The 20,537-nt window shown below is 68.7% G+C and carries 23 protein-coding genes; 10 read left to right on the top strand and 13 right to left on the bottom strand.

Annotation, left to right across the window (positions count from 1 at the left end; genetic code table 11):
- Positions 1–8: 8 nt before the first annotated feature.
- The 6 genes from KIK05_RS30295 to eccB all read right to left on the bottom strand — a co-directional run bounded on the left by KIK05_RS30295 (position 9) and on the right by eccB (position 5,417).
- Complete coding sequence (locus KIK05_RS30295) at positions 9–491, bottom strand: pyridoxamine 5'-phosphate oxidase family protein (protein WP_214414290.1); 483 nt, start codon at positions 489–491, stop codon at positions 9–11.
- A gap of 601 nt (positions 492–1,092) precedes the next feature.
- Positions 1,093–2,547, bottom strand: coding sequence for a WXG100 family type VII secretion target (locus KIK05_RS48355; RefSeq protein ID WP_214414289.1), 1,455 nt, complete (start codon positions 2,545–2,547; stop codon positions 1,093–1,095).
- Positions 2,548–2,576: 29 nt separating this feature from the next.
- Positions 2,577–2,981, bottom strand: a complete 405-nt coding sequence (locus tag KIK05_RS30285; RefSeq protein ID WP_214414288.1) for a hypothetical protein — start codon at positions 2,979–2,981, stop codon at positions 2,577–2,579.
- Positions 2,982–3,082: 101 nt separating this feature from the next.
- Positions 3,083–3,406 carry a WXG100 family type VII secretion target gene (locus KIK05_RS30280; protein WP_214414287.1) on the bottom strand — a complete coding sequence of 108 codons (324 nt, stop codon included), beginning with the start codon at positions 3,404–3,406 and terminating at the stop codon, positions 3,083–3,085.
- A 27-nt stretch (positions 3,407–3,433) separates the two neighbouring features.
- Entirely contained in the window at positions 3,434–3,796 is a 363-nt protein-coding gene (locus tag KIK05_RS30275) for a WXG100 family type VII secretion target (RefSeq protein WP_214414286.1), read from the bottom strand.
- Positions 3,797–3,980: 184 nt separating this feature from the next.
- Entirely contained in the window at positions 3,981–5,417 is a 1,437-nt protein-coding gene (gene eccB, locus KIK05_RS30270; RefSeq protein WP_214414285.1) for a type VII secretion protein EccB, read from the bottom strand.
- Positions 5,418–5,619: 202 nt separating this feature from the next.
- Between eccB and KIK05_RS30265 the strand changes: the two genes are divergently transcribed.
- Positions 5,620–7,404: a hypothetical protein gene (locus KIK05_RS30265; protein ID WP_214414284.1), complete on the top strand. Its 1,785-nt coding sequence runs from the start codon at positions 5,620–5,622 to the stop codon at positions 7,402–7,404.
- Positions 7,401–8,576: a hypothetical protein gene (locus tag KIK05_RS30260; RefSeq protein ID WP_214414283.1), complete on the top strand. Its 1,176-nt coding sequence runs from the start codon at positions 7,401–7,403 to the stop codon at positions 8,574–8,576. Before KIK05_RS30265 ends, KIK05_RS30260 begins: the two co-directional genes overlap by 4 nt.
- 72 nt (positions 8,577–8,648) lie before the next feature.
- On the opposite strand, the gene KIK05_RS30255 is transcribed toward KIK05_RS30260, so the two are convergent.
- The gene (locus tag KIK05_RS30255) at positions 8,649–9,089 is read right to left on the bottom strand and encodes a YbaB/EbfC family nucleoid-associated protein (RefSeq protein ID WP_214414282.1); all 441 of its coding nucleotides are present in this window, start codon (positions 9,087–9,089) and stop codon (positions 8,649–8,651) included.
- Positions 9,090–9,355: 266 nt separating this feature from the next.
- Between KIK05_RS30255 and KIK05_RS30250 the strand changes: the two genes are divergently transcribed.
- The 4 genes from KIK05_RS30250 to KIK05_RS30235 all read left to right on the top strand — a co-directional run bounded on the left by KIK05_RS30250 (position 9,356) and on the right by KIK05_RS30235 (position 13,220).
- Positions 9,356–9,661 carry a hypothetical protein gene (locus KIK05_RS30250; RefSeq protein ID WP_214414281.1) on the top strand — a complete coding sequence of 102 codons (306 nt, stop codon included), beginning with the start codon at positions 9,356–9,358 and terminating at the stop codon, positions 9,659–9,661.
- An 86-nt stretch (positions 9,662–9,747) separates the two neighbouring features.
- A complete protein-coding gene (locus tag KIK05_RS30245; RefSeq protein WP_214414280.1) occupies positions 9,748–10,671 on the top strand; it encodes a LysM peptidoglycan-binding domain-containing protein in 924 nt (307 codons plus the stop codon).
- A gap of 66 nt (positions 10,672–10,737) precedes the next feature.
- On the top strand, positions 10,738–11,172 hold the full coding sequence (locus KIK05_RS30240; protein ID WP_214414279.1) for a YbaB/EbfC family nucleoid-associated protein: 435 nt from the start codon (positions 10,738–10,740) through the stop codon (positions 11,170–11,172).
- A 275-nt stretch (positions 11,173–11,447) separates the two neighbouring features.
- Positions 11,448–13,220 (top strand): alkaline phosphatase family protein, encoded by a 1,773-nt coding sequence (locus tag KIK05_RS30235; protein ID WP_214414278.1) that lies wholly within the window; start codon positions 11,448–11,450, stop codon positions 13,218–13,220.
- 94 nt (positions 13,221–13,314) lie between these two features.
- On the opposite strand, the gene KIK05_RS30230 is transcribed toward KIK05_RS30235, so the two are convergent.
- Together KIK05_RS30230 and KIK05_RS30225 are read right to left on the bottom strand one after the other, a co-directional pair.
- Positions 13,315–14,154, bottom strand: a complete 840-nt coding sequence (locus KIK05_RS30230) for an alpha/beta fold hydrolase (protein ID WP_214414277.1) — start codon at positions 14,152–14,154, stop codon at positions 13,315–13,317.
- Positions 14,147–14,620: a MarR family winged helix-turn-helix transcriptional regulator gene (locus tag KIK05_RS30225; RefSeq protein WP_214414276.1), complete on the bottom strand. Its 474-nt coding sequence runs from the start codon at positions 14,618–14,620 to the stop codon at positions 14,147–14,149. The genes KIK05_RS30230 and KIK05_RS30225 overlap by 8 nt, the downstream gene beginning before the upstream one ends.
- Positions 14,621–14,849: 229 nt before the next feature.
- Here KIK05_RS30225 and KIK05_RS30220 point away from each other — a divergent pair, with 229 nt between their 5' ends.
- Positions 14,850–15,557, top strand: coding sequence for an HAD family hydrolase (locus tag KIK05_RS30220; RefSeq protein ID WP_214414275.1), 708 nt, complete (start codon positions 14,850–14,852; stop codon positions 15,555–15,557).
- Between the two features lie 121 nt (positions 15,558–15,678).
- Here the strand turns inward: KIK05_RS30220 and KIK05_RS30215 are convergent, their stop codons facing one another.
- A complete protein-coding gene (locus KIK05_RS30215; protein ID WP_214414274.1) occupies positions 15,679–16,065 on the bottom strand; it encodes an ATP-binding protein in 387 nt (128 codons plus the stop codon).
- A gap of 226 nt (positions 16,066–16,291) precedes the next feature.
- Between KIK05_RS30215 and KIK05_RS30210 the strand changes: the two genes are divergently transcribed.
- Both KIK05_RS30210 and KIK05_RS49480 read left to right on the top strand, forming a co-directional pair.
- Positions 16,292–17,086, top strand: a complete 795-nt coding sequence (locus tag KIK05_RS30210; protein WP_214414273.1) for a helix-turn-helix domain-containing protein — start codon at positions 16,292–16,294, stop codon at positions 17,084–17,086.
- Positions 17,087–17,123: 37 nt separating this feature from the next.
- A complete protein-coding gene (locus KIK05_RS49480) occupies positions 17,124–17,249 on the top strand; it encodes a DUF397 domain-containing protein (RefSeq protein WP_372455621.1) in 126 nt (41 codons plus the stop codon).
- A 43-nt stretch (positions 17,250–17,292) separates the two neighbouring features.
- Here KIK05_RS49480 and KIK05_RS30200 read toward each other — a convergent pair whose 3' ends face one another.
- Positions 17,293–17,790: a MarR family winged helix-turn-helix transcriptional regulator gene (locus KIK05_RS30200; RefSeq protein ID WP_250563705.1), complete on the bottom strand. Its 498-nt coding sequence runs from the start codon at positions 17,788–17,790 to the stop codon at positions 17,293–17,295.
- Positions 17,791–17,896: 106 nt separating this feature from the next.
- Between KIK05_RS30200 and KIK05_RS30195 the strand changes: the two genes are divergently transcribed.
- Positions 17,897–18,310 (top strand): nuclear transport factor 2 family protein, encoded by a 414-nt coding sequence (locus tag KIK05_RS30195; RefSeq protein WP_214414271.1) that lies wholly within the window; start codon positions 17,897–17,899, stop codon positions 18,308–18,310.
- Positions 18,311–18,421: 111 nt separating this feature from the next.
- On the opposite strand, the gene KIK05_RS30190 is transcribed toward KIK05_RS30195, so the two are convergent.
- The gene (locus KIK05_RS30190; RefSeq protein ID WP_250563704.1) at positions 18,422–20,119 is read right to left on the bottom strand and encodes a multicopper oxidase family protein; all 1,698 of its coding nucleotides are present in this window, start codon (positions 20,117–20,119) and stop codon (positions 18,422–18,424) included.
- A complete protein-coding gene (locus tag KIK05_RS30180) occupies positions 20,112–20,519 on the bottom strand; it encodes a hypothetical protein (protein WP_214414270.1) in 408 nt (135 codons plus the stop codon). The genes KIK05_RS30190 and KIK05_RS30180 overlap by 8 nt, the downstream gene beginning before the upstream one ends.
- Between the last annotated feature and the right edge of the window lie 18 nt (positions 20,520–20,537).

The following is a 20,537-nucleotide window of genomic DNA, read 5'->3' as shown; positions in this document are numbered from 1 at the left end:
CTCGCGGATCAGGGGGCGGCGGGGATGATCAAGGGTGGGGTGTCGTTCCCGGTCACCACGGTCCACTCGGTCACGTCGACCCGGTAGACCCGCTCGGGTGTCTCGCCCCGCGCCAGCCGTCCGGGGTCGGTCGTGGTGGCGGGCCAGCGAGTCAGGTAGCCGGCGAGCGCGGTGGCGACGGAGGCCCCCGTGAGCTCGCGTGCGGCGCCCGTCAGGGTGACCGCGCAGGCGGGTTCCCCGGGGCCGGACGGGGGCGGCGTCACGATGGCGCCGGCGACGCGGTTGTCGAGCCGCAGGTCTCCCGGGTGCAGCTGGTCCGGGCGGGACACGAAGTGGAGGCGGTCCGGCTCGAACGACGCCTGGTACCACACCTCGCGCAGCACCGGGGCGCCGTCCGGCCGGAGGACGGCGAGCTGCAGCAGCCCGTTGCCGAGGACGTGCTCGACGAGGCGGCGGCGGCCCGGTACGCCGAGGTCGGGTTCGATCGTCACGGCGGTCACCATGGCGACAGCGGGTTGGAATCCGCTATATGGCTCTTATGGGGATATGAGTCAAGCATCCTTTAAGCGGCTTGCAAGTGGTTCGTGGAACTTTGTTGGCAGGCGCCCGGTGGCTCGGGGCGCCGGTAGTGGGGGGCGGTGCGCCGGGGAGGGGTTCGCGGCGTACCGGCAGAGCCGGGGGGCGCGTGGCGTCCCCGGCCGGGAACGCGAGGCAGGAGACGGGGGAGGTCTCCGGTCGCGCTCACCGGCCGGGTACGGCACGCCAAAAAGGGTGGCCCCACCCGCGGTATCGCGGGTGGGGCCACCCTTTGGCGTTGTCAACCGGCCCAACCGGCCCGACCGGTCCGCCGTCACAACCTCGCCGCTGAGTGCCCTCGCCGCCGGGTCGAGCGGCAACAAGGGGCGTGCGTGTGCGGGCGGCCTCGGAGATCTTCCCTGTACTCCGGCGTCGTGGGTGTGGCTCTTTGGGGGTTGTGGCTACGGGGCGAACCTGCGTGTGCGGGCGGCCTCGGAGATCTCCCCTGTACTCCGGCTGCGCGGCGCCGGCGGCATTCCGCGAGCCCGGGGGTCCGGGCTCGCGGGCCGGGCGGGTTCAGCAGATCACTCCCGGAGCGACCTCCTGGTCGCCACCCCAGACGCTCTCGTCGTCCTCGCTCAGCCAGGTCGCGCGTTCCCGATCCTTGTTGCCCTCGCCGCCGGCACCACCGTTCATCGGCATGTACGGCATCCCGCCCACGCCCGCGGCCCCGTTGGTGCCGCGAGCGGCCAGGGCCTGGTTCGCGCCGCCCGCGGAGCTACCGCTCCCGAGCCAGGTGCTGGTGCCGTTGTTGCCGTTGCCACCGCCGTTGTTCCCCAGGTTGTTGGGGTTGTTGACCCCCATCGCGTAGGGGTTGTGGAGATTCGGCGTGGTCAGGCTGGGGTTGTTGAGGTTCGGGTTGTTCAGGTTGGGGTTACTGAGGTTCGGGTTGTTCGGGTTGGGGTTACTGAGGTTCGGGTTGTTCAGGTTGGGATTGTTCAGGTTGGAGGGCGGGGTGTTGAGCCCGTTCGACGGGTCCAGCCCGGCGATACCCGTGTTGCGCGAATCGCCGGTACCCACGCCACCGGCCGAGCCGGCGCCGTTCCCGGTGCCGACCGGCAGACCCGTCGTGGGATCGATGCCGCCCGTCCCGCTCCCCGTGCCGTTCCCGCCGCCGGGAAGCCCGCCAGTACCCGTACCGCCCGTGCCCGTACCGCCCGTGCCCGAACCCGGCCCGGTTCCGCCCGTACCGGGTCCACCGGAACCGGTTCCGCTGTTGTCGCCCGTGCCGTCGCCGGGAAGGTTCGTGCCCGGAGGCGTCTTCAGGCCGCCGCTCCCGTCGCCGCCCGTTCCGTCGAGCCCGGTGCCGTTCGGGAAGTTGGTCCCGCTACCCGGATAGGTGGGGCCGTTGTAACCGGTGCCGCTGCCGGGTCCTTTGAAGGCGGTGGGATCGTACTTGACGTCCGTCGGGCTGGCCGGGATAGGCGCCTTGACCGCCGGCAGAGCGGTGGCGACGTCCGTCGGCAGCGTCTTGTAGACCGTCTTGATCTTCTCGTTGAGGTCCGTGATGTGCTTGCGGGCCCGGTCGTTCTCCGAGGACCAGGTGCCCGAGCCGTCGGCGGCCCAACCCCACATGTCGTCGTCCCAGGTCGCCCCGTGGCTGCTGGGCAAGTCGGCCTTGGCCTGTTTCAGCTTCTCGGCGTAGTCCTTGTGGGCCGCGCCCACCTGGCGCGCCTTGTACGCGATCTCGCCGAGAGTGACGTGCACCAGCCGGAGCGACTCCTGCACGTTCGGGGAAGTCGGGCTCTTCCAGTCGCCCGCCATCGTGCCGGCCACCGATTCGAGCAACGCCAGCGTCGACTCGAGCCGTGACGCGACCGAGATGTAGGCGTTGCCGGCCGCGGCGATTCCCTCGGGGTCGGTGGCCTCCAGCTTCTTGCGGACGCTTTCGACACCGCCGTAGCTGCCGGAGTCACCCGCCGAGATCGACGTCCCAGCCCTGATCGGTTGAATATCGCTGATGCGCTCCATAACGACCCATCGTCTAACTGTCGATCACGTCAGGCTTCTGTCTGCTTACGGATGGTGCTGGCATCGTCGGCCTTGCCGGTGTTCTCGAACGCGGCCCTAGCGACCTGTAGCGCGGCCGCGTGTTGCGCGATGCACTTCTCGATGCTGGTCGCGAGCGAGTTGAAGCCCTGGTCGAAGACGGCGTGCATGTCCTGGGCCACGTCCCAGTCGCCCATCTGCGCGGGGGTGACCTTGCCGTAGACCTTGAAGTGCGCCAGCGTCCCCGGCTTGACGTCCTGGAGCTCCGCCAGGTCGTCCTCGAGGGCCTTGAGAAGGTTCTTCACCGACGAATGGCGGACGTCGACGCCGTCCTTGACCTCGAGCCCGGGCCAGCCGTTCGTCTTGTCCGGGTTGAAGCCCTGGTAGGCGAAGCCGCTACTACCGTTATCGCTCATGTTCTGCCCTTTGAGCTTTCATCGAGCTTCAAGGCCGCCCTGCCCACGAGAGTCGTGGTGCGAGGGCGGTCTTCTGCTGCCGAACCTGGTGTCCGGCCCTGTCACTTACCGTCGAAGAACTCGCCGAACATCTGGGCGTTGTTCTTCTCGGTGAGCTTGAAGTTCTCGTGGCCTTCCTCGATCACAGCGCCGAGGCTCTGGAGCAGGGTGGCCATGCGACCGGAGGCGGCGTCCCAGTTCTTGCGGGCGATCCAGTACGCGGAGCGGGCTTCGCCCTCCCAGTCGCCCAGCAGGCGGTCGAGCTGGCCCTCCAGCTCCTGGAGCGTGCCTTCCATCATCTGCCACTGGCGGGCGAAGTCCTGGCGCCCGGTGGCCATCGTGCCGAAGTTGACGAATGTACGGTCGACGTCGTCGTAGCCAGCCATCATGATCTCCGTAGGTCAGGGGTCTCGTCAGCCGTTGATGGACGCGCTCAGCCGGCCGGCGCCGCTGATGTTCGAGGAGAGCTGGCGGGCACGCTGCTCGCGGTCCTGCTCGTTCGTGCGGTAGTGCGCCTCGACCTTGTGGAGCTTGTCCTCCAGGGTCTTCAGCTCCTTGAGCACGTTCTGCAGCTCGCCGTTCCACGCGCCGAAGGCACCGGTGTGCTCGTCACCGAAGGCCATACCGGAGGAGCCGCCCCAGCCGGCGCGAAGCTCGGCGGTGTGGCTGATGAGCATGGTGCGGATGCCTTCGATCAGGCTGTGGGCCTCACCGGTGCGGCCGGCGGCCTCCTTGAGCTTGCTGAATTGTGCGTTGCTGATCTGTTCCTGAGCCACGGGTTTCCTCCATGGGGTGCGACCTCGAGCATGCCCACGGCGGCCCATCGTCCATGCGTCCGCTGATCTTGATCGGCCCCCGTGATTGCTGATCACTGCAACAGTAGGATCATTCGCCACACAGTGGACAAGCGCAACATTACGAGTCAGTTACGGTTTTTCGTACCACTGGCCTACTAAACGGTCAAGGCTTCAGGACCTGCGCCTGCGTGATCGGCACGGGCACCCGGGCCGCCTCCGGATCGAGCGTCGGACCCTCCGGGATCTCCAGCCAGAGGTGCGCCGGCAGCGGCGCCACGTCCTCGCCGCTGTACCCCAGCTTCGCCACCAGATCGGCGGAGGCCAGCTCGAACCGACGCCCCTGGTCGGTGATCACTGAATAGGTCTGGACGGCGTCGAGCTGGCCGTCGCCCGGCAGCAGCCCCGCCAGCACCGCCCCGCCCGCCGGCAGCATCACCTGGTCGAAGTGCTCCTGGTCGGCGCCCGCGTTCTCCGGAACCGGGATCCGCATGCGGCTGCCGATCGTCAGTCGCGCGGCCGTGGAGCCCTTGGCGGTGTCGGAGTACACCGCGCACAGCGGCGCGCCCGGGTCCGGCATGCTGACCTTCGGCATCGTCGCCGGCATGCCGTCGACGGCCATCGAGGTGCGCGACTGGGGGGCGGCGTTCACCCGCGCGGCGTCGACCTCGATCGGCTTCACCGGCTGCCTCCCGTAGGCCGCCTTGCTCGCCGGGTCCTCGAGCAGCAGCGTCGCCTGGGTCTGGGTGATCACCGCCAGGCCGTCCTGCCGGAGCACGTACCAGCGGGCATCGCCGCCCGTCACAGCCGGGACGGTGTACACGCGCCCGACCGCGGACATGTGACCGTCCGGCCCCTTCACCTTGCGGCCCATGGCGGGAATGCGCGGAGCCTTGAAATCGGGGCCGACGGGCAGGGCGTTGAGCCACGTCGCGGGAATCTGCCGGGGCCGCTGGTCGGTCAGCGCGCGCACCCCCGCGTCCGAGATCTTCATCTTGCGGTCCGCCAGGATCACCCACGACTGTTGCCCGTCGTCGGCCACCATCGCGTCACCGCTGAAGGGCCGTCCGCCGACGTCCATGCCGCCGATCAGGGAGACGTACGGCTTGCGCGTGCCGCTCGGGTCGACGTACTCCGCCACGCAGGCCGACCACGGCCCGCGCACGAGCTTCTCGGGGGCGGGCAGGCTCTGCGGGGCGCCCGGGATGCCCACGAGCGTGCCCCTGGCGAACTTGGCCAGCGAGGCCGGCGACACGGTGCGGACCTTCACCTCGGCGCTGTCGAGCAGCAGACGGGCCGAGGTGTAGTTGGCGACCGGGATGAGCTTCTCCTCCTGCTGGCTGTAGATGAAGGTGGCGCCCGTGCCTTCCTCGACCAGGAGCATGCCGGGGTCGGTCAGGGCGGTCGCGCCGCCCGGCTTGATCCAGCCCCAGATGCCGAAGACGGCCGTCACGAGGACGGCCACCAGTACCCCGCAGAACATCGCAACGTTGTGCCGTCGCATCGGCGATTCGGGAATGTCGGGTTCCGCCTGCAACAGGGCCATGCCCAAGCGCTGCATCATCAGCCTGTGGGCCTGGTAAAGATCACGACGGGTCTGCATGCCACCTCAGCCTTGCCTGGCGGGTCAACGCCGACAGCATAGAAGGGAGACAGGCGCGGAGACGGCCCTGCGGCTTTCTGTACGGCCTGAGCGAAGCTGGGCTACTCTGCCCTTTTAGGGTGGATCAAGGAACTTCTATGGTGCCTCGGCGGACTCCCACGGTGGCATCAGCGGGCGGCGCGCGGAAAACGGGGACGGCGTGATGAGCGAGCGACCAAGCATAGAAGCCCTGCTGAACGGCGAGGTCGCCTCGCCGTCCACACCGGGCGGGGGTGATTTCGGTACCTCGGCCTCCAGCCCTCTCGGAGGCGGGCCCTTCGCGACGTCGCAGGGAGGTCCGGCGCCGCACGCCGACAGTGGCGGCGGGCAGGATCCGGTCCTGCAGACGGTCGGGCCGCAGGCGAACGGAGGCGGGCCCTACGCGGACGCCGGTCCGGGGCCGACCGGGCACCTGGGGCAGTCGTCGCCGTTCGCCGGGCCGAACTCGCCGGTGGGCGACCACACCGTGCAGGGCCCTGGCTCACCCTTCGCCGGGCCGAACTCGCCGGTGGGCGACCACACCGTGCAGGGACCGGGTTCACCGTTCGCCGGCCCGGACGGCGGCTCGCCGCTCGCGCACAGTCCGCTCTCCGGCTCTCCGGATTCCTTCGTGACCGCGCCGCATTCGCAGTTCGGGTCTCCCGATTCGATGGTGACCGGTCCGCATGCGCAGTTCGGGTCGCCGGATTCCATGGTGACCGCGCCGCACACCCCCTTCGGGTCCCCCGACGCGGTCGTCACGCAGCTGCACTCGCCGACGGGCACGCTCGACACGGTCATCGGCGGTCCCAGTACACCCGTCGGGAGCCCTGACTCGCACGTCTACGTGAACCACCCCACCGGGCAGGTCGACCCGCAGGGCACGGCGGACCCCAGCGCCCCCTTCGTGATCGGCGGCCCTCACGGGACGGACCCGAACGGCGTGATCACCGGGCCGACGTGGCCCGACACGCGGAACACGACCGACCCGATCCCGTCGGACCCCGGTCATCCCGTGGTGCCGGATCCGAACATACCGGGCCAGCCGACGCCGGACACGCCGAACTACCCGGACCCGAACGTCCCGGTGACGCCGGACCCGACGACTCCGGGTAATCCGGAGGTCCCGACCCCGAGCATCCCCGGGCAGCCGTCTCCGAGCGACCCCTCGGTGCCGACCACACCGACCGATCCGACGAAGCCCACGGACCCCCCGACCACGCCGACGGACCCGACGAAGCCCACGGATCCGACGACGCCCACCGACCCGTCCGTGCCAAGCGTGCCAAGCGTGCCGACGACGCCGACTGATCCAGGCCTGCCCGGTACGCCGAAGCCGCCGACCGATTCGAGTACTCCCGGTGTGCCGAGCACTCCTTCGGACCCCGGCACGCCCACTGTGCCGCAGCTTCCTACGTACGACAACGGGAAGTCACCCGGCGCCGGCGGCGCCTCGACGCCCGGCGTCTCCGATCTCCCGAGCACGAACCCGTCCGGCGGTGGCGGGGGCGGGACGATCCCGACCAACTACGGCACGGGAGGCGGAGGGGGGAACTACGGTGCCGGAAACAACAACACCGGAAACAACGGCCCGAACAATGGGCCCGGCAACGGCCAGCCCGGCGATTCCGGCCCCACCCGCGAAGTGGACCATGATTATGTGATCAAGTTGGGTGAACGGGTTTATGCCGGTGATAACGGCAAGGACGGCATCGGCGTCAGGGCGAAGGAACTGAAGAGCGTGCCTGCGAACAATCACATCGGGTTACTCGACTGTGGGGCGATCGGCATGGGTATCAGCGGCGCCCATGGGCAGGTCTGCCATCAGTCCGAAAGTTATCTCGAGGCCATACACGCGCAGATGGAGGTCTACCGGGACAACCTCAAGATGTCCGGTCAGAAGTGGCGGCTGGCCAACGAGGACGCGAAGGCCAGGAACGAGGCGGTCAAGAAGGCGGCGAGCGCATGAGCTACGAAACGGGCGTCTATCTGTACGCATTCGGTTTTGCCGGAGCCACCTTCTACGCTTTCAAGGTCAATCCCAAATACGGGTTGGCCGTCGCCGCCGCCATCACCAGCGCAACCTCCAGCGCCCAGAAAATCGACGAGGCGGGTGGCGGCTGGGAGAAGGCAGCCGACGGGCTGAAGGAAATCGCGGACTCCATGGCTGAGCTCCGGAATTCGATTCCTCTGGACAAGTGGACCGCCACGGACGCCGACGCGTTCAGGGCTACGTTCCAAACCGACCACGAGAACGTGGCAACAGGTGAGAGTCTGCACCGTGACATGGCTTCCCTGATGAAGGGGCTGGCTAAGATCTCCTTTACCGGTGGCGTTCTGTCGGCGACCGTCGGCTCCGTCCTCGCCGCTGCGGCGGCGTTGTCCTTCCTGCCGACCCCGCCGACTTTGATAGCGGCGCAGGCGGCAGGACCTCCGGCCCAGTTGACGACCAGGAAAATGGTCATGAAGTACGCCGCCATCGCGGGCACGGGCCTGACCATCGCCAGTCTGGTGTGGGGCTGGCTTTCCTCGCAGGAGGGGAAGCTCAAAGGCAAGGGCACGGCAATGGAAGAGCAGGCGCAGAAGGTCAAGTCGACCTCTCTCCCGCTTTCCAACCTCCCGGCGTCCATGACAAGTGGTGGTCAGTCGGGCGGTGCCGGCAGCGGTTCGAAGTACGGCACGGACAGCGATTCCGGAGGCACCGACGGGACAGGTTCGCAGTACGGGACGGGTTCGCAGTACGGGACGGGTTCGCAGTACGGGACGGGTTCGCAGTACGGGACCGGTTCGCAGTACGGCAACGGGACCGGTTCCCAGTACGGCAACGGCAACGGCTACGGCTCCCAGTACGGAACCGGTTCGCAGTACGGGAATGGCTACGGTTCGCAGTACGGCAACGGGACGGGTTCGCAGTACGGGACCGGCTCGCAGTACGGCAACGGGACCGGTCCCCAGTACGGGACGGGTGGGCAGTACGGGAACGGGACGGGTTCGCAGTACGGCAACGGGGCCGGTTCGCAGTACGGGAACGGCAATGGCTCCCAGTACGGGAACGGCTCCCAGTCCGGCGCTGGTACGGGCTCCCAGTCCAGCGCGACGAACTCGGATTCATCGCACAGCGGGGCCAACGCCTCGGTCTGACCGGGCGAAGGAGCCGACCGGAGACGGCGTGAAGGGGGCTGCCCTGGAGAGAGGCGGCCCCCGAGACGCCGGTCAGCCCTGGAGGCGGCGGCGGATCTGCTCGAACTCGCCCATCACGTTCTCCACGGTGCGGTTGTAGGCGGCTTCCGCCTCCTTCACCTTCGCCATCGCCCCTTCGGGATCCTTCATGAGCCGCATGGGGTTCCCCTCCGCGCCGAAGACCTCCTCGAACAACTCGTTCGTCTGCGCGTTGAGGTCCTGCGCGGCCTCACCGATCGTGGTCTTGATGAGTTCGGCCAGGTCGGCCGAGGCCAGGCGCATGGCACGCGGGTTGAGTTCGAGCTCGCGGAGGCCGTCCTGGCCGTACTCGACGGTCACCAGGCCGTTCTTGTCCTGCGCGCGGCCGACCGCGTCGTTCGTCCGCTGCTGCAGTTCCTCCAGCTTCGCGAACTGCTCCTGGGTCTCGCCGAGCAGCTTCTCAAGGTTGATGTTCGCGAAGTCGTCGAACTCCACGCTTGCCTCCAGGTTTCCCCGTGTCACCTCGTAGGACGGAATACCGAAACCCTAACGCCACGGCGGGCGCGTGCGCATCCGGCGTCCGTGATCTCGCTCGGTGAGGGGCCGCGCACGGACCGCCGCGAGGGGGTAACAGCACATGAACATCAGCTGACCTCGGCGCGTCACATTCCTGAGAACACAACGAACAAGGTCCATGGCCGCCGTGAATTCGGCCGGGGAGATGGTAGAAATACCGCAGGTGCATGTGTGCGGGGGGGATTATGGCCATCCAGGATCGGTACGTCACGTCCAAAGCCATCGACGGCGTTATTCATCAGATCGACGACACCCTCCTCCCGTGGCTACAGGAATTGCATGACATGGTGGATGCCACCACTGTGGGATTCCCTGGATTCGGTCTCGTCGGTGAAGTCGTCTTCGGGTTCCTTTACCGCGCAAAGCAGAATGACGTGCGCGGCGAGTTCAAGGAGGCCATGACCGTCGCGCACGGGTGGACCGAGAACCTCGGAACGGCGAAGAAGAACTGGCGGGCGGCGGAGGACGCCAGCACCGTCGTCTACACCTAACACAGGAGTTTCGACTCGTGGCAGGCGCGCATCGTTCGCCCCTTCGCCCCACTTTCGCCCAGGCGCAGGTCGACGCGAAAGAGGTGATGAGTAGTCTGAAGCGGGAGGCGATGAAGTCCTCCTACCTGAAGTACGGGATCATCATCGCCTCGACCGCCGTCGTGAACATCTGGGGGATCGCCGAGGCCTACAACAACTGGATGTCCATCTATTCGCGTCTGGACACGCTGAACAAGGCGGTGTTGAAGGAGCTCTCGGGGAAGAACGACGGATGGATCGCGGAGGACCACGAGGCGTTCACCCAGGCCGTCATGAGGTTCCAGGGTGAGCTGGAGGCCTTTCGCGGATACGTGCAGAGCGTCGCCAAGTTCACCGACGACGTGGGCGCCCTCTACCGCGCCTACTGGATCGCGATCAGCAGGATAGTCATGGCGTTCGCCGTCGCGAGCGCCGTCGCGTGCGCCATGCTGCTGACGCCCATGGCGGCCAACGGGGCCGCGTGGCTCAGGACGCTGGGGGTCCTCGCCACCGAGGCCATCGCGCTGGCCACGAGCCGGCTGGCGAAGGCGATCTTCGGTGTGGCGGCGGCCTTCGAGGCGTCCGTCGCCTGGAAGGGCCTGCTGCAGGGCATGGTCCTCGAGCCCACCGGCGGCGCGAAGGTGGACTTCACCAAGGCGAAGATCGACATGTCGGATCTGCCCTCGTTCCAGAAGAAGCCCGGCCCGCAGCACGGCTTCCAGTGGGTGGAGCCCAAGAAGAACCTCCCCGAGAAGTACGGCACATCGGACAAGCTTGGTCAGAAGCCGAAGAGTCCCACTGGGCAGCCGCACACCCTTGGGGGCGGAAACGTAAGGGTGTCCTCGGGGCAGTCTCTTTCAGACATCGCCGCCAACGCGTATGGGGATCCCTCGGAATGGCCGCGGATCTACCAGGCCAACCGGGGCAAGATCGCCAATCCGAATGGGCTGTCCATCGGCGAGATCCTGGCCATTCCCGCCATCCCGGAATAGGCCCGCCGCTCTCGCAGCGGATCCCGGCGGCGGCCGAAACACAGCAACTCGCAGGAGGTTTTCCGTATGTTCGACTTCGATCCGGTCAATTTCCGGGTGGAGGACCTGGATCGGGTCGTACGGCAGAGCAATGAGGCCGTCCGGAGAATGACCGGCGCCTTCGACGAGCTACGGCAGATCAAGGGGGAGGGCACGGCCGCCGACGGGTTGATCCGCGCGGTCGTGGACGGCAGCGGCAAGATCGAGCAGGTCGAGATCGGCCCCCGCGCGATGCGCCTGGACAGCCAGACGATCGCGGAGGCGGTGACCGAGGCGGTGCGCGAGGCCCAGGAGGACGCCCGGCGGCAGAACGAGCAACTGCTGCTGGCGGCCACGGAGGGCGAGTCCCCGCGGCTGGACCTGGACGGCCTCCGGCGGCAGTTCGACGCCATCAACGACGACTTCGCGCGCACCGTGGACGACATCGCCTACCGCGACCGTGACACCTACCGTGACCGTTGATTCCGGCTGACCTTCACCGTGACCGTTGATCCCACCTGAGCATCACCGTGACACCGACCGTGACCGTTGATCGCGGCTGACGGTCACCACGACCGCGTCGCGAGGTGGGTGAGACGGCCGCCCTCGCAAAGCTCGCCCATATCCGCTTCGTCGCCTGAACCGTCGCCCGCTTCCCCGCGTACATAGAGTCGGCGCCGCCGGCACCTCTGCACCGCAGAAGCCGGCTACGCGGAAGTGACCAGCATCACCGGGCTTCGCACGGAAGGGCCTTCGCCTTGTCGTTCTCCACGCGCTCCCACCGCCTGCCCACCCAGGAACGGACGCCCGCGCAGGACGACCACCTATCGGACGACGCCCTAAATCCCCTGGCCCATGCGGTCGACGCCCCGGGAGGAGCCGTCGCCGCGGAACGCGGGAGGGGCCGCCGGATCAGGGCGGCCGTGGCCACGACCTTGGCGTGGCTGTTCGTTCTTTCCGTCCTGATCGTGCCGAGTGACGTCAGCCGCGTCACGCCCGCGGCCTTCCTGCGGATCCCGGTGGAAGGGCTGCTCTGCGCCGCGATCGTCCTCGTCCTGCCGGGCACGGCGCGCAGGGTGGCGGCGGGGCTCATCGGGGTCGTCCTCGGTGTGCTGGCGATCTGGAAGCTGGTCGACATGGGCTTCTACGCCGTCCTCGACCGGCCGTTCAACCCGGTCTTCGACTGGTCGCTACTGGGGAACGGCGAGGAGTTCCTCCAGGTGTCGGCGGGGTCGGTGGGCGCCGTCGGCGCCGTGGCCGCGGTGGCGCTGCTGGCCGTCGCGGTCCTCGTCCTGATGACCCTTTCGGTCCTGCGCCTGACCCGACTGCTGGTCCGGCGCAACGCCGCGGTCACCGGCGCCGTCCCGGTGCTCGGCGTCGTCTGGGTCGTCTGCTCCCTGCTCGGCACGCAGATCGTCCCGGGGGTGCCGGTGGCGGCCCTGTCATACGACCGGCTGCTGGAGGTGCGGGTGAGCCTGCAGGACCAGAAGGCGTTCGCCGCCGAGGCCGCCGTCGACGCCTTCCGCCGGACGCCGGGCGACGAGCTGCTGACCGGGCTGCGCGGCAAGGACGTCATGCTGGTGTTCGTCGAGAGCTACGGGCGGGACGCGGTGGAGGACCCGGCGCTCGCACCGCAGGTGGACGCGGCGCTCGACTCCGGGACGCGGCGGCTGCGCGCCGCCGGGTTCGGCTCGCGCAGCGCCTTCCTCAGCTCGCCGACGGCGGGTGGTGGTAGCTGGCTGGCCCACAGCACCCTGCTCTCGGGCCTGTGGATCGACAACCAGCAGCGGTACACCAGCCTGGTCAAGAGCAACCGGCTGACCCTCAACACCGCCTTCCGGCGCGCGGGCTGGCGCACGCTGGCCGTGATGCCCGGCCTCACGCAGGCCTGGCCGGAGGGGGCGTTCTACGGGTACGACAAGGTCTACGGCGCGCAGGACCTCGGTTACCGCGGCCCGCGGTTCAACTGGGGCACCATGCCCGACCAGTACACCCTGTCGGCCTTCCAGCGGGACGAGCGTGCCAGGCGCGGGCACACCCCGATCATGGCCGAGATCCCCCTGGTCACCAGCCACGCGCCCTGGGTGCCCACCCCACAGCTCACCGACTGGAAGACCATCGGGGACGGGTCGGCGTACAAGGTGGGCGGCGAGTCGCCGGACGCGGTGTGGAAGCACGTCGACAAGGTGCGCGCCGCCTACCGGGGCTCCATCGCGTACTCGCTGAACAGCCTCATCTCCTACGTGGAGACCTACGGCGAAGACGACCTGGTGCTGGTCTTCCTCGGCGACCACCAGCCCGCCCCGCTGATCACCGGCGTGGGCGCGAGCCGGGACGTGCCGATCACGATCGTCGCCCACGACCACGCCGTCCTGGACCGGATCTCCGGATGGGGCTGGCAGGACGGCCTGAGGCCCGGCCCGAAGGCCCCTGTCTGGCGGATGGACACCTTCCGCGACCGCTTCCTGAGCACTTTCGGCTCCCGGCCCGCCGCCACCTCTGTCCGGGCCCAGGCCCAGGCGGCCCACTGAACGTACGGGGCACGGCCCGCCTGGGAGGGCCGTGCCCCGTATGACGGCCGGGCTGACGTGCAGCCGGTGAACGGTGGTCAGTCTGCACGCCGGGTCATGAGATGGGGACCGAGGCGAGGAAGCGGGTCAGTACGGTTGTGGTGTCGGCTGGGCGTTCGGCGTGGGGGAGGTGGCCGACGCCGTCGAAGACGTGTACCTGGGCGTGTGGCAGGGCGGCCGACAGGCGTGCCTCGTCCGGCAGCGGGGTGACGCGGTCGGCGCTGCCCCAGAGCACGAGCGTGGGGACGCCCCGGTCGCTGTTCGGGCGGTACCAGGCGGCCGCGTCGTGGATGGGCATCTCGCGGATCGAGGACAGTACGGCGCGCTGGAATCCCGGCGCGGAGACGTACGGCCGGAACTTGGCGCGCACCGCCTCCACGACGTCGGCCCGCGGAGAGTAGTCGGGCAGGCGGGACAGCAGCATCGCGGTACCGGCCACCTTCAGCAGCGCCTCCCCGATCACCGGACGGTGCAGGAGCCGCACCGCCGGGGACTCGCGTACACCGAAGCCGTCCGGCGCGACGTAGGTCAGGCTGGCGACCCGTTCCGGGTGCCGGTCGGCGAACCGGGCCGCGATGAGCGCGCCGAACGCGAGCGCCACCAGATGGACCGGACCGGTCGCCTGGACGCCGTCGAGCAGTTCGGTGAGCTGACGGTCGTAGGCCTCGGCGTCGTAGGTGATGCGAGGGGCGGCCGACGCGCCGCGGCCTAGGAGGTCGTAGCGCAGGACGCGGTACCCGGCCTCCGCCACGGCGTCGGCGAGGCCGTCCCAGACGAACATCGGCAGCGTGGCGCCCGGTACGAACACCACGAGAGGGGCGTCGGTCGGCCCGTCGAGACGGTGATGCGTGCGCCCGGAGGGCAGGCCGAGGAACTGGTCGGTGAGGCTAGGCATCGGTAGGACCTCCGTCGACGAGATGGCGGGTGGTCGGGGGAGCTGTGGCGAGGACGTCCTCGGCGAGGCTCCGCATGACGGCGCGCCACCCCTGGACCGCTTCGGGGCCGGCGGCCGCGAAGACCTTCCCGAGGTGCGCGAGCTGAGGGCCCGTGGCGGCCTCCTCCAGGGCTTGTCCCGCGGGAGTGAGCGACAGCGCGCGCTCGCGGGCGCTGTGGGCGGCCACCTCGCTGGTCACCAGGTCGCGGCGCTGCAGCTCCGACAGCGGCCGGTGCAGCGCCTGACGGGAGATGCCGAGCGCTCCGCTCAGCTCGGCGACGCCGATGCCGGGGCGGCGGGCCACCACGTACAGCACCCGGTGGTGCACCCGGCCGAGCCCGTGCTCGGCCAGCACCGTGTCCGCGTCGTCCACGAAGCTGCGCCAGCCGAGGAAGAACAGCGCGATGTCGCGCTCATCCAGAAACACGTCAATAATATTGACATATCCAGCGGGTGGAACGCTACTTCTGTCGCGTCCGGACCCTCTGACCTGCGGCGGGCGGTTCGTCGTGTCCTGAGGCGGTTCGGTGCCCGCTCGACAGGCTGCGCAATGCCGGAGGTTTCGCGCGGGCGGAGCTGTGCGATGCTCAGAGAACGGTCTGTACATTCACGGTCACGGCAAGGGATGGGGTGGAGGCCAGATGGTGGTCCGGGGCGTGCTTTTCGATGTGGACGACACGCTTTCCGACTACTCGACCTCCGAGCGGGTCGGGTTGCTCGGCCATCTCGAGGCCGAAGGGTTGCTCGGCTTGTTCTCCTCCCACAGGGAGGCGGTGGCGATCTGGCGGCAGATCATGGACGAGGAGTACGACCGGTACCTGGCCGGGGAGCTGACCTTCACCGAGCAGCAGCGCATACGGACGCGGCGCTTCCTCTCGCACATCGGGCGCCTCCCCGAAGGCGGGTTGTCCGACGACGAGGCGACCGTCTGGTTCGCGGGCTACGGGGTGCATCGGGACGCCGCGTGGCAGGCGTTCTCGGACGCCGAGCCCGTGCTGCAGAAGCTCGCCCCCGACTACCGTCTCGGCGTCGTCACCAACTCGTCGTTCGACCACCAGCGCCGCAAGCTCGACACCCTCGGGCTGCTGGAGTACTTCGGCGACGCGCTCACCTGCTCGGAGGAGCACGGAGCCGCCAAGCCGTCCCCGAGCATCTTCCTGGCGGGCTGCGCGGCTCTGGGGCTGCCGCCGGAGGAGGTGGCGTACGTGGGGGACAAGTACGCGCTCGACGGCGTCGGCGCCCGCGACGCGGGCCTGCGGGCGTACTGGCTCGACCGGGCGGGCAGGGGCACGGGCTCGCCGATCGAGGCCGGCGTCAACGTCATCCTCTCCCTGCACGAACTTCCGCCCGCTCTGATGGCCTGACCCCGTTTCCGGCGGTTGCCGGAAAGGTGGCGGGACATACGAACGATGGCGGCGGGTGAATTACGCGTACACCGGGACGGTGAATGACCGGCCGCTCACCCGTGCCGCCGTGTTTGAATTCTTAATACTTCACCTCGAACCAGACCGTACGACCGTCGTCGTGCTCGCAGACGTTCCAGTGGTCCGAGAGGAGTTCGACCAATTGAAGGCCTCGCCCTCCCTCGGCGAAATCCTCGTGGCGGACCTGCGGCACCGTCTCTCCTCCCGCGTCGACGACGTCGACGTGTATGCGGTCGTGGCAGTCGGCGAGCGCGAGAGTGACCTTTCCGCCGTTCTTCGACGCGGAGTGGATGACGGCGTTCGTCACCACCTCGGAAACCAGCAGGGTCACATCGTCCAGAACGGGATGGTCGTCGCCGAGTTTCTCTCTGACGAACTCCCGGGCACGTGAGGCCGACTCGGGAGAACCGGCCAACTCGGTGACACCCAGAAGCATTCCCTCCGCCATCGGCCCGCCTTTTCGCTTTCTCGGGGAATTCCGCTTGTCCCAGCCGCCAACAGGTATCAGACTGTCAATGAACGACTACGGTGGGTAGCGGAATTCCTCGACTTGTGGCCACAGTCCGAGTAAGCATCGGTGAACCGCCGAAAGATTCCGATTTGGACAGGCAGGTGACAATATGCCCCCCGACCGCGACGCGGACCCTCATGACTCCCCGCGCGCTCGTTTCGCCATGGAACTGCGCCGCCGCCGTGAGGCCGCCAGGCTCACCCAGCGGCAACTGGCCCAGCGCATCCGGTACTCCGACTCGATGGTGAACATGGTCGAGAAGGCCAAGCGTTCCCCTTCCAAGCCTTTCGCGGAGAAATGCGACCAGGTCTTCGGCCTCGACGGCACGATGACGAAGCTCCAGGCGGACACCGGCTGGAAAAAGGCCCCCGAATACCTGCGGTCATGGCTGGAGGAGGAGCAGGACGCCGACTGCCTGAGGGCGTGGCAGCCCGCCATCGTTCCCGGCCTGCTCCAGACGGAGGCGTACGCCCGCGAGATCCTCGCCGCCACACCGGGGATCATCGAGGAGGAACTGGAGAAGCGGCTGGCGAACCGCATGCAGCGGCAGGCCATTCTCTACCGGGACGAGCCGCCCGTGCTCAACGTGGTCATGGACGAGGCCGTGCTCTACCGCGTGATCGGTGATATAGAGGTCATGCAGGAGCAACTCCGGCACCTGCTCGAGGTCGCCCGGCATCCCCGCGTGGCGATCCAGATCGTGCCCCGCACGGTAAGGGCGCACTGCGGGATGGCTGGCGGCTTCATCATCGCCGAACGGAATGGGGCTCCTTATGCGGCCTACACCGACGCCCAACCCTTCGGACGCACCTTCAGCGATCGTCGATTGATTGCCGAACTGGTCCGCCTGTACGACGCACTCCGGGCGGAATCTGTGCCATTCAGCCAGTCACTCCTACTCATAGAGGAAGCGGTGAAGCAACTTGCCGCGAAGTCTTCACAGTCCACGTTGGCGTAAGAGCAGCTACAGCGCAGCCCAGGGCGAATGTGTCGAGGTGGCCTCCAATCTGCCCGGCCTTCGTGCGGTCCGGGACAGCAAGAACCCCGCCATCCCCGCCCTGGCCGTCACTCCTGCCGAATGGTCGGCGTTCCTGACCGGCCTCAAGCAGGGGGACATGTAGCCGAACCGGCCCTCACTGCGAGTGGGCCCCCTGATGCAGGGGCTCACTCGCCATTCGGTGCCTGCTGGGTGTGGTGGTCCAGCAAGCGGATGAGCAGCTGCACGAACTGGTCGCGTTCGGCAGGGGTCAGCGGGGCGAGCAGCTCGTCGTGGAGGTCGTCCAGGACCTTGTCGAGGCGGCGCAGGTGCCGGCGGCCTTGGGCGGTGATCGTGATGACGTTGCGGCGGCGGTCGTCGGGATCCGGTGCCCGCGCGACGAGGCCGCGCTCGGCCAGTTCGTTGAGGACGCCGACCATGTCGCTGCGGTAGATGCCGGTGCGTCGGCTCAGCGTCGCCTGGCTGCCCGGGCCGTGTTCCTGCAACGAGGCCAGCACGGCGTAGTGCCACTTGCGGGCGTCGACCCGGGCCAGTCCCTCGTTGATCAGCCGGTCCGACTGCGTGGTCATGCCTGACAGCAGGCGACTGGCCCGTCGGCGCAGTCTGTCCGGCGTCTTCGTCTCGCCGTCGTGCGGCATGTCCGCGGCTTCGGCTCTGCTGGTCATGATGCCGATCCTACCCTGTTGCGTTAGTGCAACTAACGATGTAGGTTCGTTCGCGTCAGAAACGTTAGAAGGACGAACGTTAATACAGCGAACGAAAGAGGACGCCGTGTCCACGGATACTTTGATCGCCGACCGTATCGAGATCGCCGACCTGTTCACCCGCTTCGCGCTCCTGCTCGACGAGAAGCGGTGGGAGGACGCGGACACCGTCTTCGCCGACGATGTGGCGGCGCACTCGCCGCGCGGGGGCGAACTCCAGGGCATCGACAAGGTCGTCGGCTTCATGCGACAGGGTGAGGTCGAGGGGCAGCACGCACAGCACATGACCACTGACCTGCTGGTGAACGTCGACGGCGACCGGGCGGCCGCCTCGGCGAACTCGCTCGTGTACTACTACCGCGACGGCCAGGCGCCCTACTTCACAGGCGGCCTGCGACTGGCCGCCACCGTGGTACGGACGCCGGCGGGCTGGCGACTCCGCGAGGTGCGGATCACGCCCGCCTGGACACGTGAGAACTGATCGGAACCGGAGCGTACGCCCAGCCCCCCTCACCGCCGCTTCAGAATCGCGGGTCAGGCCCCCGAGATCACGGCTTGGCGTACGTTCTCGTTCCGCTGTTCCCCACGGGGCCTAGACGATCTCGAGGTTGGCCATCATGCCCATGTCCTCGTGTTCGGCGTTGTGGCAGTGGAAGAGGTAGCGGCCGCGGTAGCCGTCGAACCGGGTGATGATCTCCACGGCTTCACCGGGTCGTAGTGAGACGGTGTCCTTGAGTCCCGCGTCGTGGGCCAGTGGCGCCCTGCCGCGCCGCGAGAGCACCCGGAAGCCGACCAGGTGCAGGTGGACCGGATGGTGGACGTCGGCGATGAGCCGCCAGACCTCGACGTCGCCGAGCCGGGTGGTGACGTCGGCCCGGGCGGGGTCGAACGGCAGGCCCCCGATGACCCAGCCGTGGCCCGAGTTCATCTGCCCGGCGCGGAAGGCGAACTCGCGCACCCTGACGGCGTCCGAGCGCCGCCAGGCCGGCAGGTCGGTGGACAGGGTGCCGGGGACGCGGCTGTCGTCGGTGGCCTTGCGGGCGACGCGGAAGGCCATCACGTCCCGGGTACGGCCGGAGCCGAGCCGGTTGACCACCCTGACGCGGCCGCCGATCGGGACGCCGGCGAAGTCGACGACCACGTCGTAGCGTTCGGCGGGTGCGATCGGCAGCACCTTGTGGGTGACCGGGGCGGCGAGGAGTCCCTGGTCGGCGCCGATCTGGACGAGGTCGAGGCTGCGCCCGTCGTCGGTGACCGCTTCGAGTTCGTAGTGGCGGGCGTTGGAGGCGTTGAGGATGCGCAGCCGGTAGCGGGCCGCGTCGACCTCGTGCACGGGCCACGGTGCGCCGTTGACCAGGATCACGTCACCGAGGACCCCGGCGAGGTACGGCTCGCGCACCCCAGGTCGCTCTCGCAGCGTGGGGTCGAGGGAGGGGTAGGCGAGGCCGCCGTCCGCGGCGAACGCCCGGTCGGTGATCATGAGGGGGAGCTCGCGCGGCCCGGCGGGCAGGCCGAGGGCGTCCTCGGCGTCGTCGCGCACAATGTGCAGCCCGGCCAGGCCCCGCCAGATCGCGGGGGCGGTGAAGTCCATCCGGTGGTCGTGGTACCACAGCAGCGTGGGCCGCTGGTCCAGCGGGAAGGTGTAGTCCCGCGTCAGCTTGGTCACCACGGCCCTCGGGTCGTTCATGCCCTGCCCGGAGTCGTCCCCCATCCGCATGGCGGCGTTCGCGTCCTGTGTGCCGTGCCCGGAGTCGTGCCCCATCTGCATGCTCATGTCCGAGCCGTGCGTGCTCTGCTCGGAGCCGCTCCCCATCCGCATGGGGGCCTCGCGCCAGCCTTCGGGCAGGACGAGGTCGGTCGGGTACCCGTCGGAGGCCGCCGGGGTCCTTCCGCCGTGCAGATGTACGACGGTCGGCACGGGCAGTTCGTTGCGGTGCGTCACGGTGATCGGCCGGCCGCGGCGCGACTCGATCGTCGGGCCCGGGAAGGTCCCGTTGTACGTCCACAGAGGCGTCTTCAGGCCGGGCAGGATCTCCGCGGTCGCCTCGCGCTGGGTCACCTCGTACCGGTCGGCGCCGCCGGAGGTGCCGACCGGCTTCAGCGCGGCGGGGATCGGCAGCGGCACCTGGAAGGGCGGCGGGAGCGGCACGGCGCTGCGCAGCTCGGCACCGGTGGCGGACGGCCGCCGGGCCAGCGCGGCCGCGCTCGTCAGCCCGGTGGCGGCCACCAGCCCGAGCGCCCCGCCGATGCCGAGCGCCTGCCGCCTGGTCATGCCACGGCTGTCACGCATTCTCGGCCCCCTCGCGCAGGAGAGGCCGCCGCCACACGTCGATGAACTGCATCACGACCGCGACGATCGTCATCACCCCCAGCGGGAGGTGCAACCACAGCGCGCCGTCCAACCCGGCGAAGTACTGCACGGTCTCGGCCGCCACCACCGCCAACGTGATGAGGAACGGCCAGACCAGGCGCAGCCGGACCCAGACGACGATCGCGACGATCGCCTGCAGGTACCCGATGGAGGTGACGATGTCGGCACCGGCCGTGTGCAAGCTCAAACCGACGTAGTCACCGGTCAGGTACACCCCGGCGAACACGGGCTGGCCGGCGATCGCCACCGCGTGCGCGCTGACGAAGGCCCGCAGTGTCCATCCCGTGGGTGTCGTCCGGGGCGCGGCCACGGTGAGCATGTGGATCCCTCCCTACTC

The sequence above is a fragment of the Sphaerisporangium fuscum genome (genome assembly GCF_018531465.1).
In the GTDB taxonomy this organism is placed as follows: Bacteria; Actinomycetota; Actinomycetes; order Streptosporangiales; family Streptosporangiaceae; genus Sphaerisporangium; species Sphaerisporangium fuscum.
Note: the sequence above shows the minus strand (reverse complement) of the source record. Positions and strands in the feature narration are given on the sequence as shown.

What these genes read in the sequence shown, in the direction of transcription:
- eccB (WP_214414285.1), bottom strand. Translation starts at nt 5,417, where the DNA reads ATGCAGACCCGTCGTGATCTTTACCAGGCCCACAGGCTGATGATGCAG.
- KIK05_RS30200 (WP_250563705.1), bottom strand. Translation starts at nt 17,790, where the DNA reads ATGACCAGCAGAGCCGAAGCCGCGGACATGCCGCACGACGGCGAGACG.
- KIK05_RS30260 (WP_214414283.1), top strand. Translation starts at nt 7,401, where the DNA reads ATGAGCTACGAAACGGGCGTCTATCTGTACGCATTCGGTTTTGCCGGA.
- KIK05_RS30245 (WP_214414280.1), top strand. Translation starts at nt 9,748, where the DNA reads ATGAGTAGTCTGAAGCGGGAGGCGATGAAGTCCTCCTACCTGAAGTAC.
- KIK05_RS30210 (WP_214414273.1), top strand. Translation starts at nt 16,292, where the DNA reads ATGGAACTGCGCCGCCGCCGTGAGGCCGCCAGGCTCACCCAGCGGCAA.
- KIK05_RS48355 (WP_214414289.1), bottom strand. Translation starts at nt 2,547, where the DNA reads ATGGAGCGCATCAGCGATATTCAACCGATCAGGGCTGGGACGTCGATC.
- KIK05_RS30180 (WP_214414270.1), bottom strand. Translation starts at nt 20,519, where the DNA reads ATGCTCACCGTGGCCGCGCCCCGGACGACACCCACGGGATGGACACTG.
- KIK05_RS30215 (WP_214414274.1), bottom strand. Translation starts at nt 16,065, where the DNA reads ATGGCGGAGGGAATGCTTCTGGGTGTCACCGAGTTGGCCGGTTCTCCC.
- KIK05_RS30265 (WP_214414284.1), top strand. Translation starts at nt 5,620, where the DNA reads ATGAGCGAGCGACCAAGCATAGAAGCCCTGCTGAACGGCGAGGTCGCC.
- KIK05_RS30230 (WP_214414277.1), bottom strand. Translation starts at nt 14,154, where the DNA reads ATGCCTAGCCTCACCGACCAGTTCCTCGGCCTGCCCTCCGGGCGCACG.
- KIK05_RS30240 (WP_214414279.1), top strand. Translation starts at nt 10,738, where the DNA reads ATGTTCGACTTCGATCCGGTCAATTTCCGGGTGGAGGACCTGGATCGG.
- KIK05_RS30280 (WP_214414287.1), bottom strand. Translation starts at nt 3,406, where the DNA reads ATGGCTGGCTACGACGACGTCGACCGTACATTCGTCAACTTCGGCACG.
- KIK05_RS30250 (WP_214414281.1), top strand. Translation starts at nt 9,356, where the DNA reads ATGGCCATCCAGGATCGGTACGTCACGTCCAAAGCCATCGACGGCGTT.
- KIK05_RS30190 (WP_250563704.1), bottom strand. Translation starts at nt 20,119, where the DNA reads ATGCGTGACAGCCGTGGCATGACCAGGCGGCAGGCGCTCGGCATCGGC.
- KIK05_RS30285 (WP_214414288.1), bottom strand. Translation starts at nt 2,981, where the DNA reads ATGAGCGATAACGGTAGTAGCGGCTTCGCCTACCAGGGCTTCAACCCG.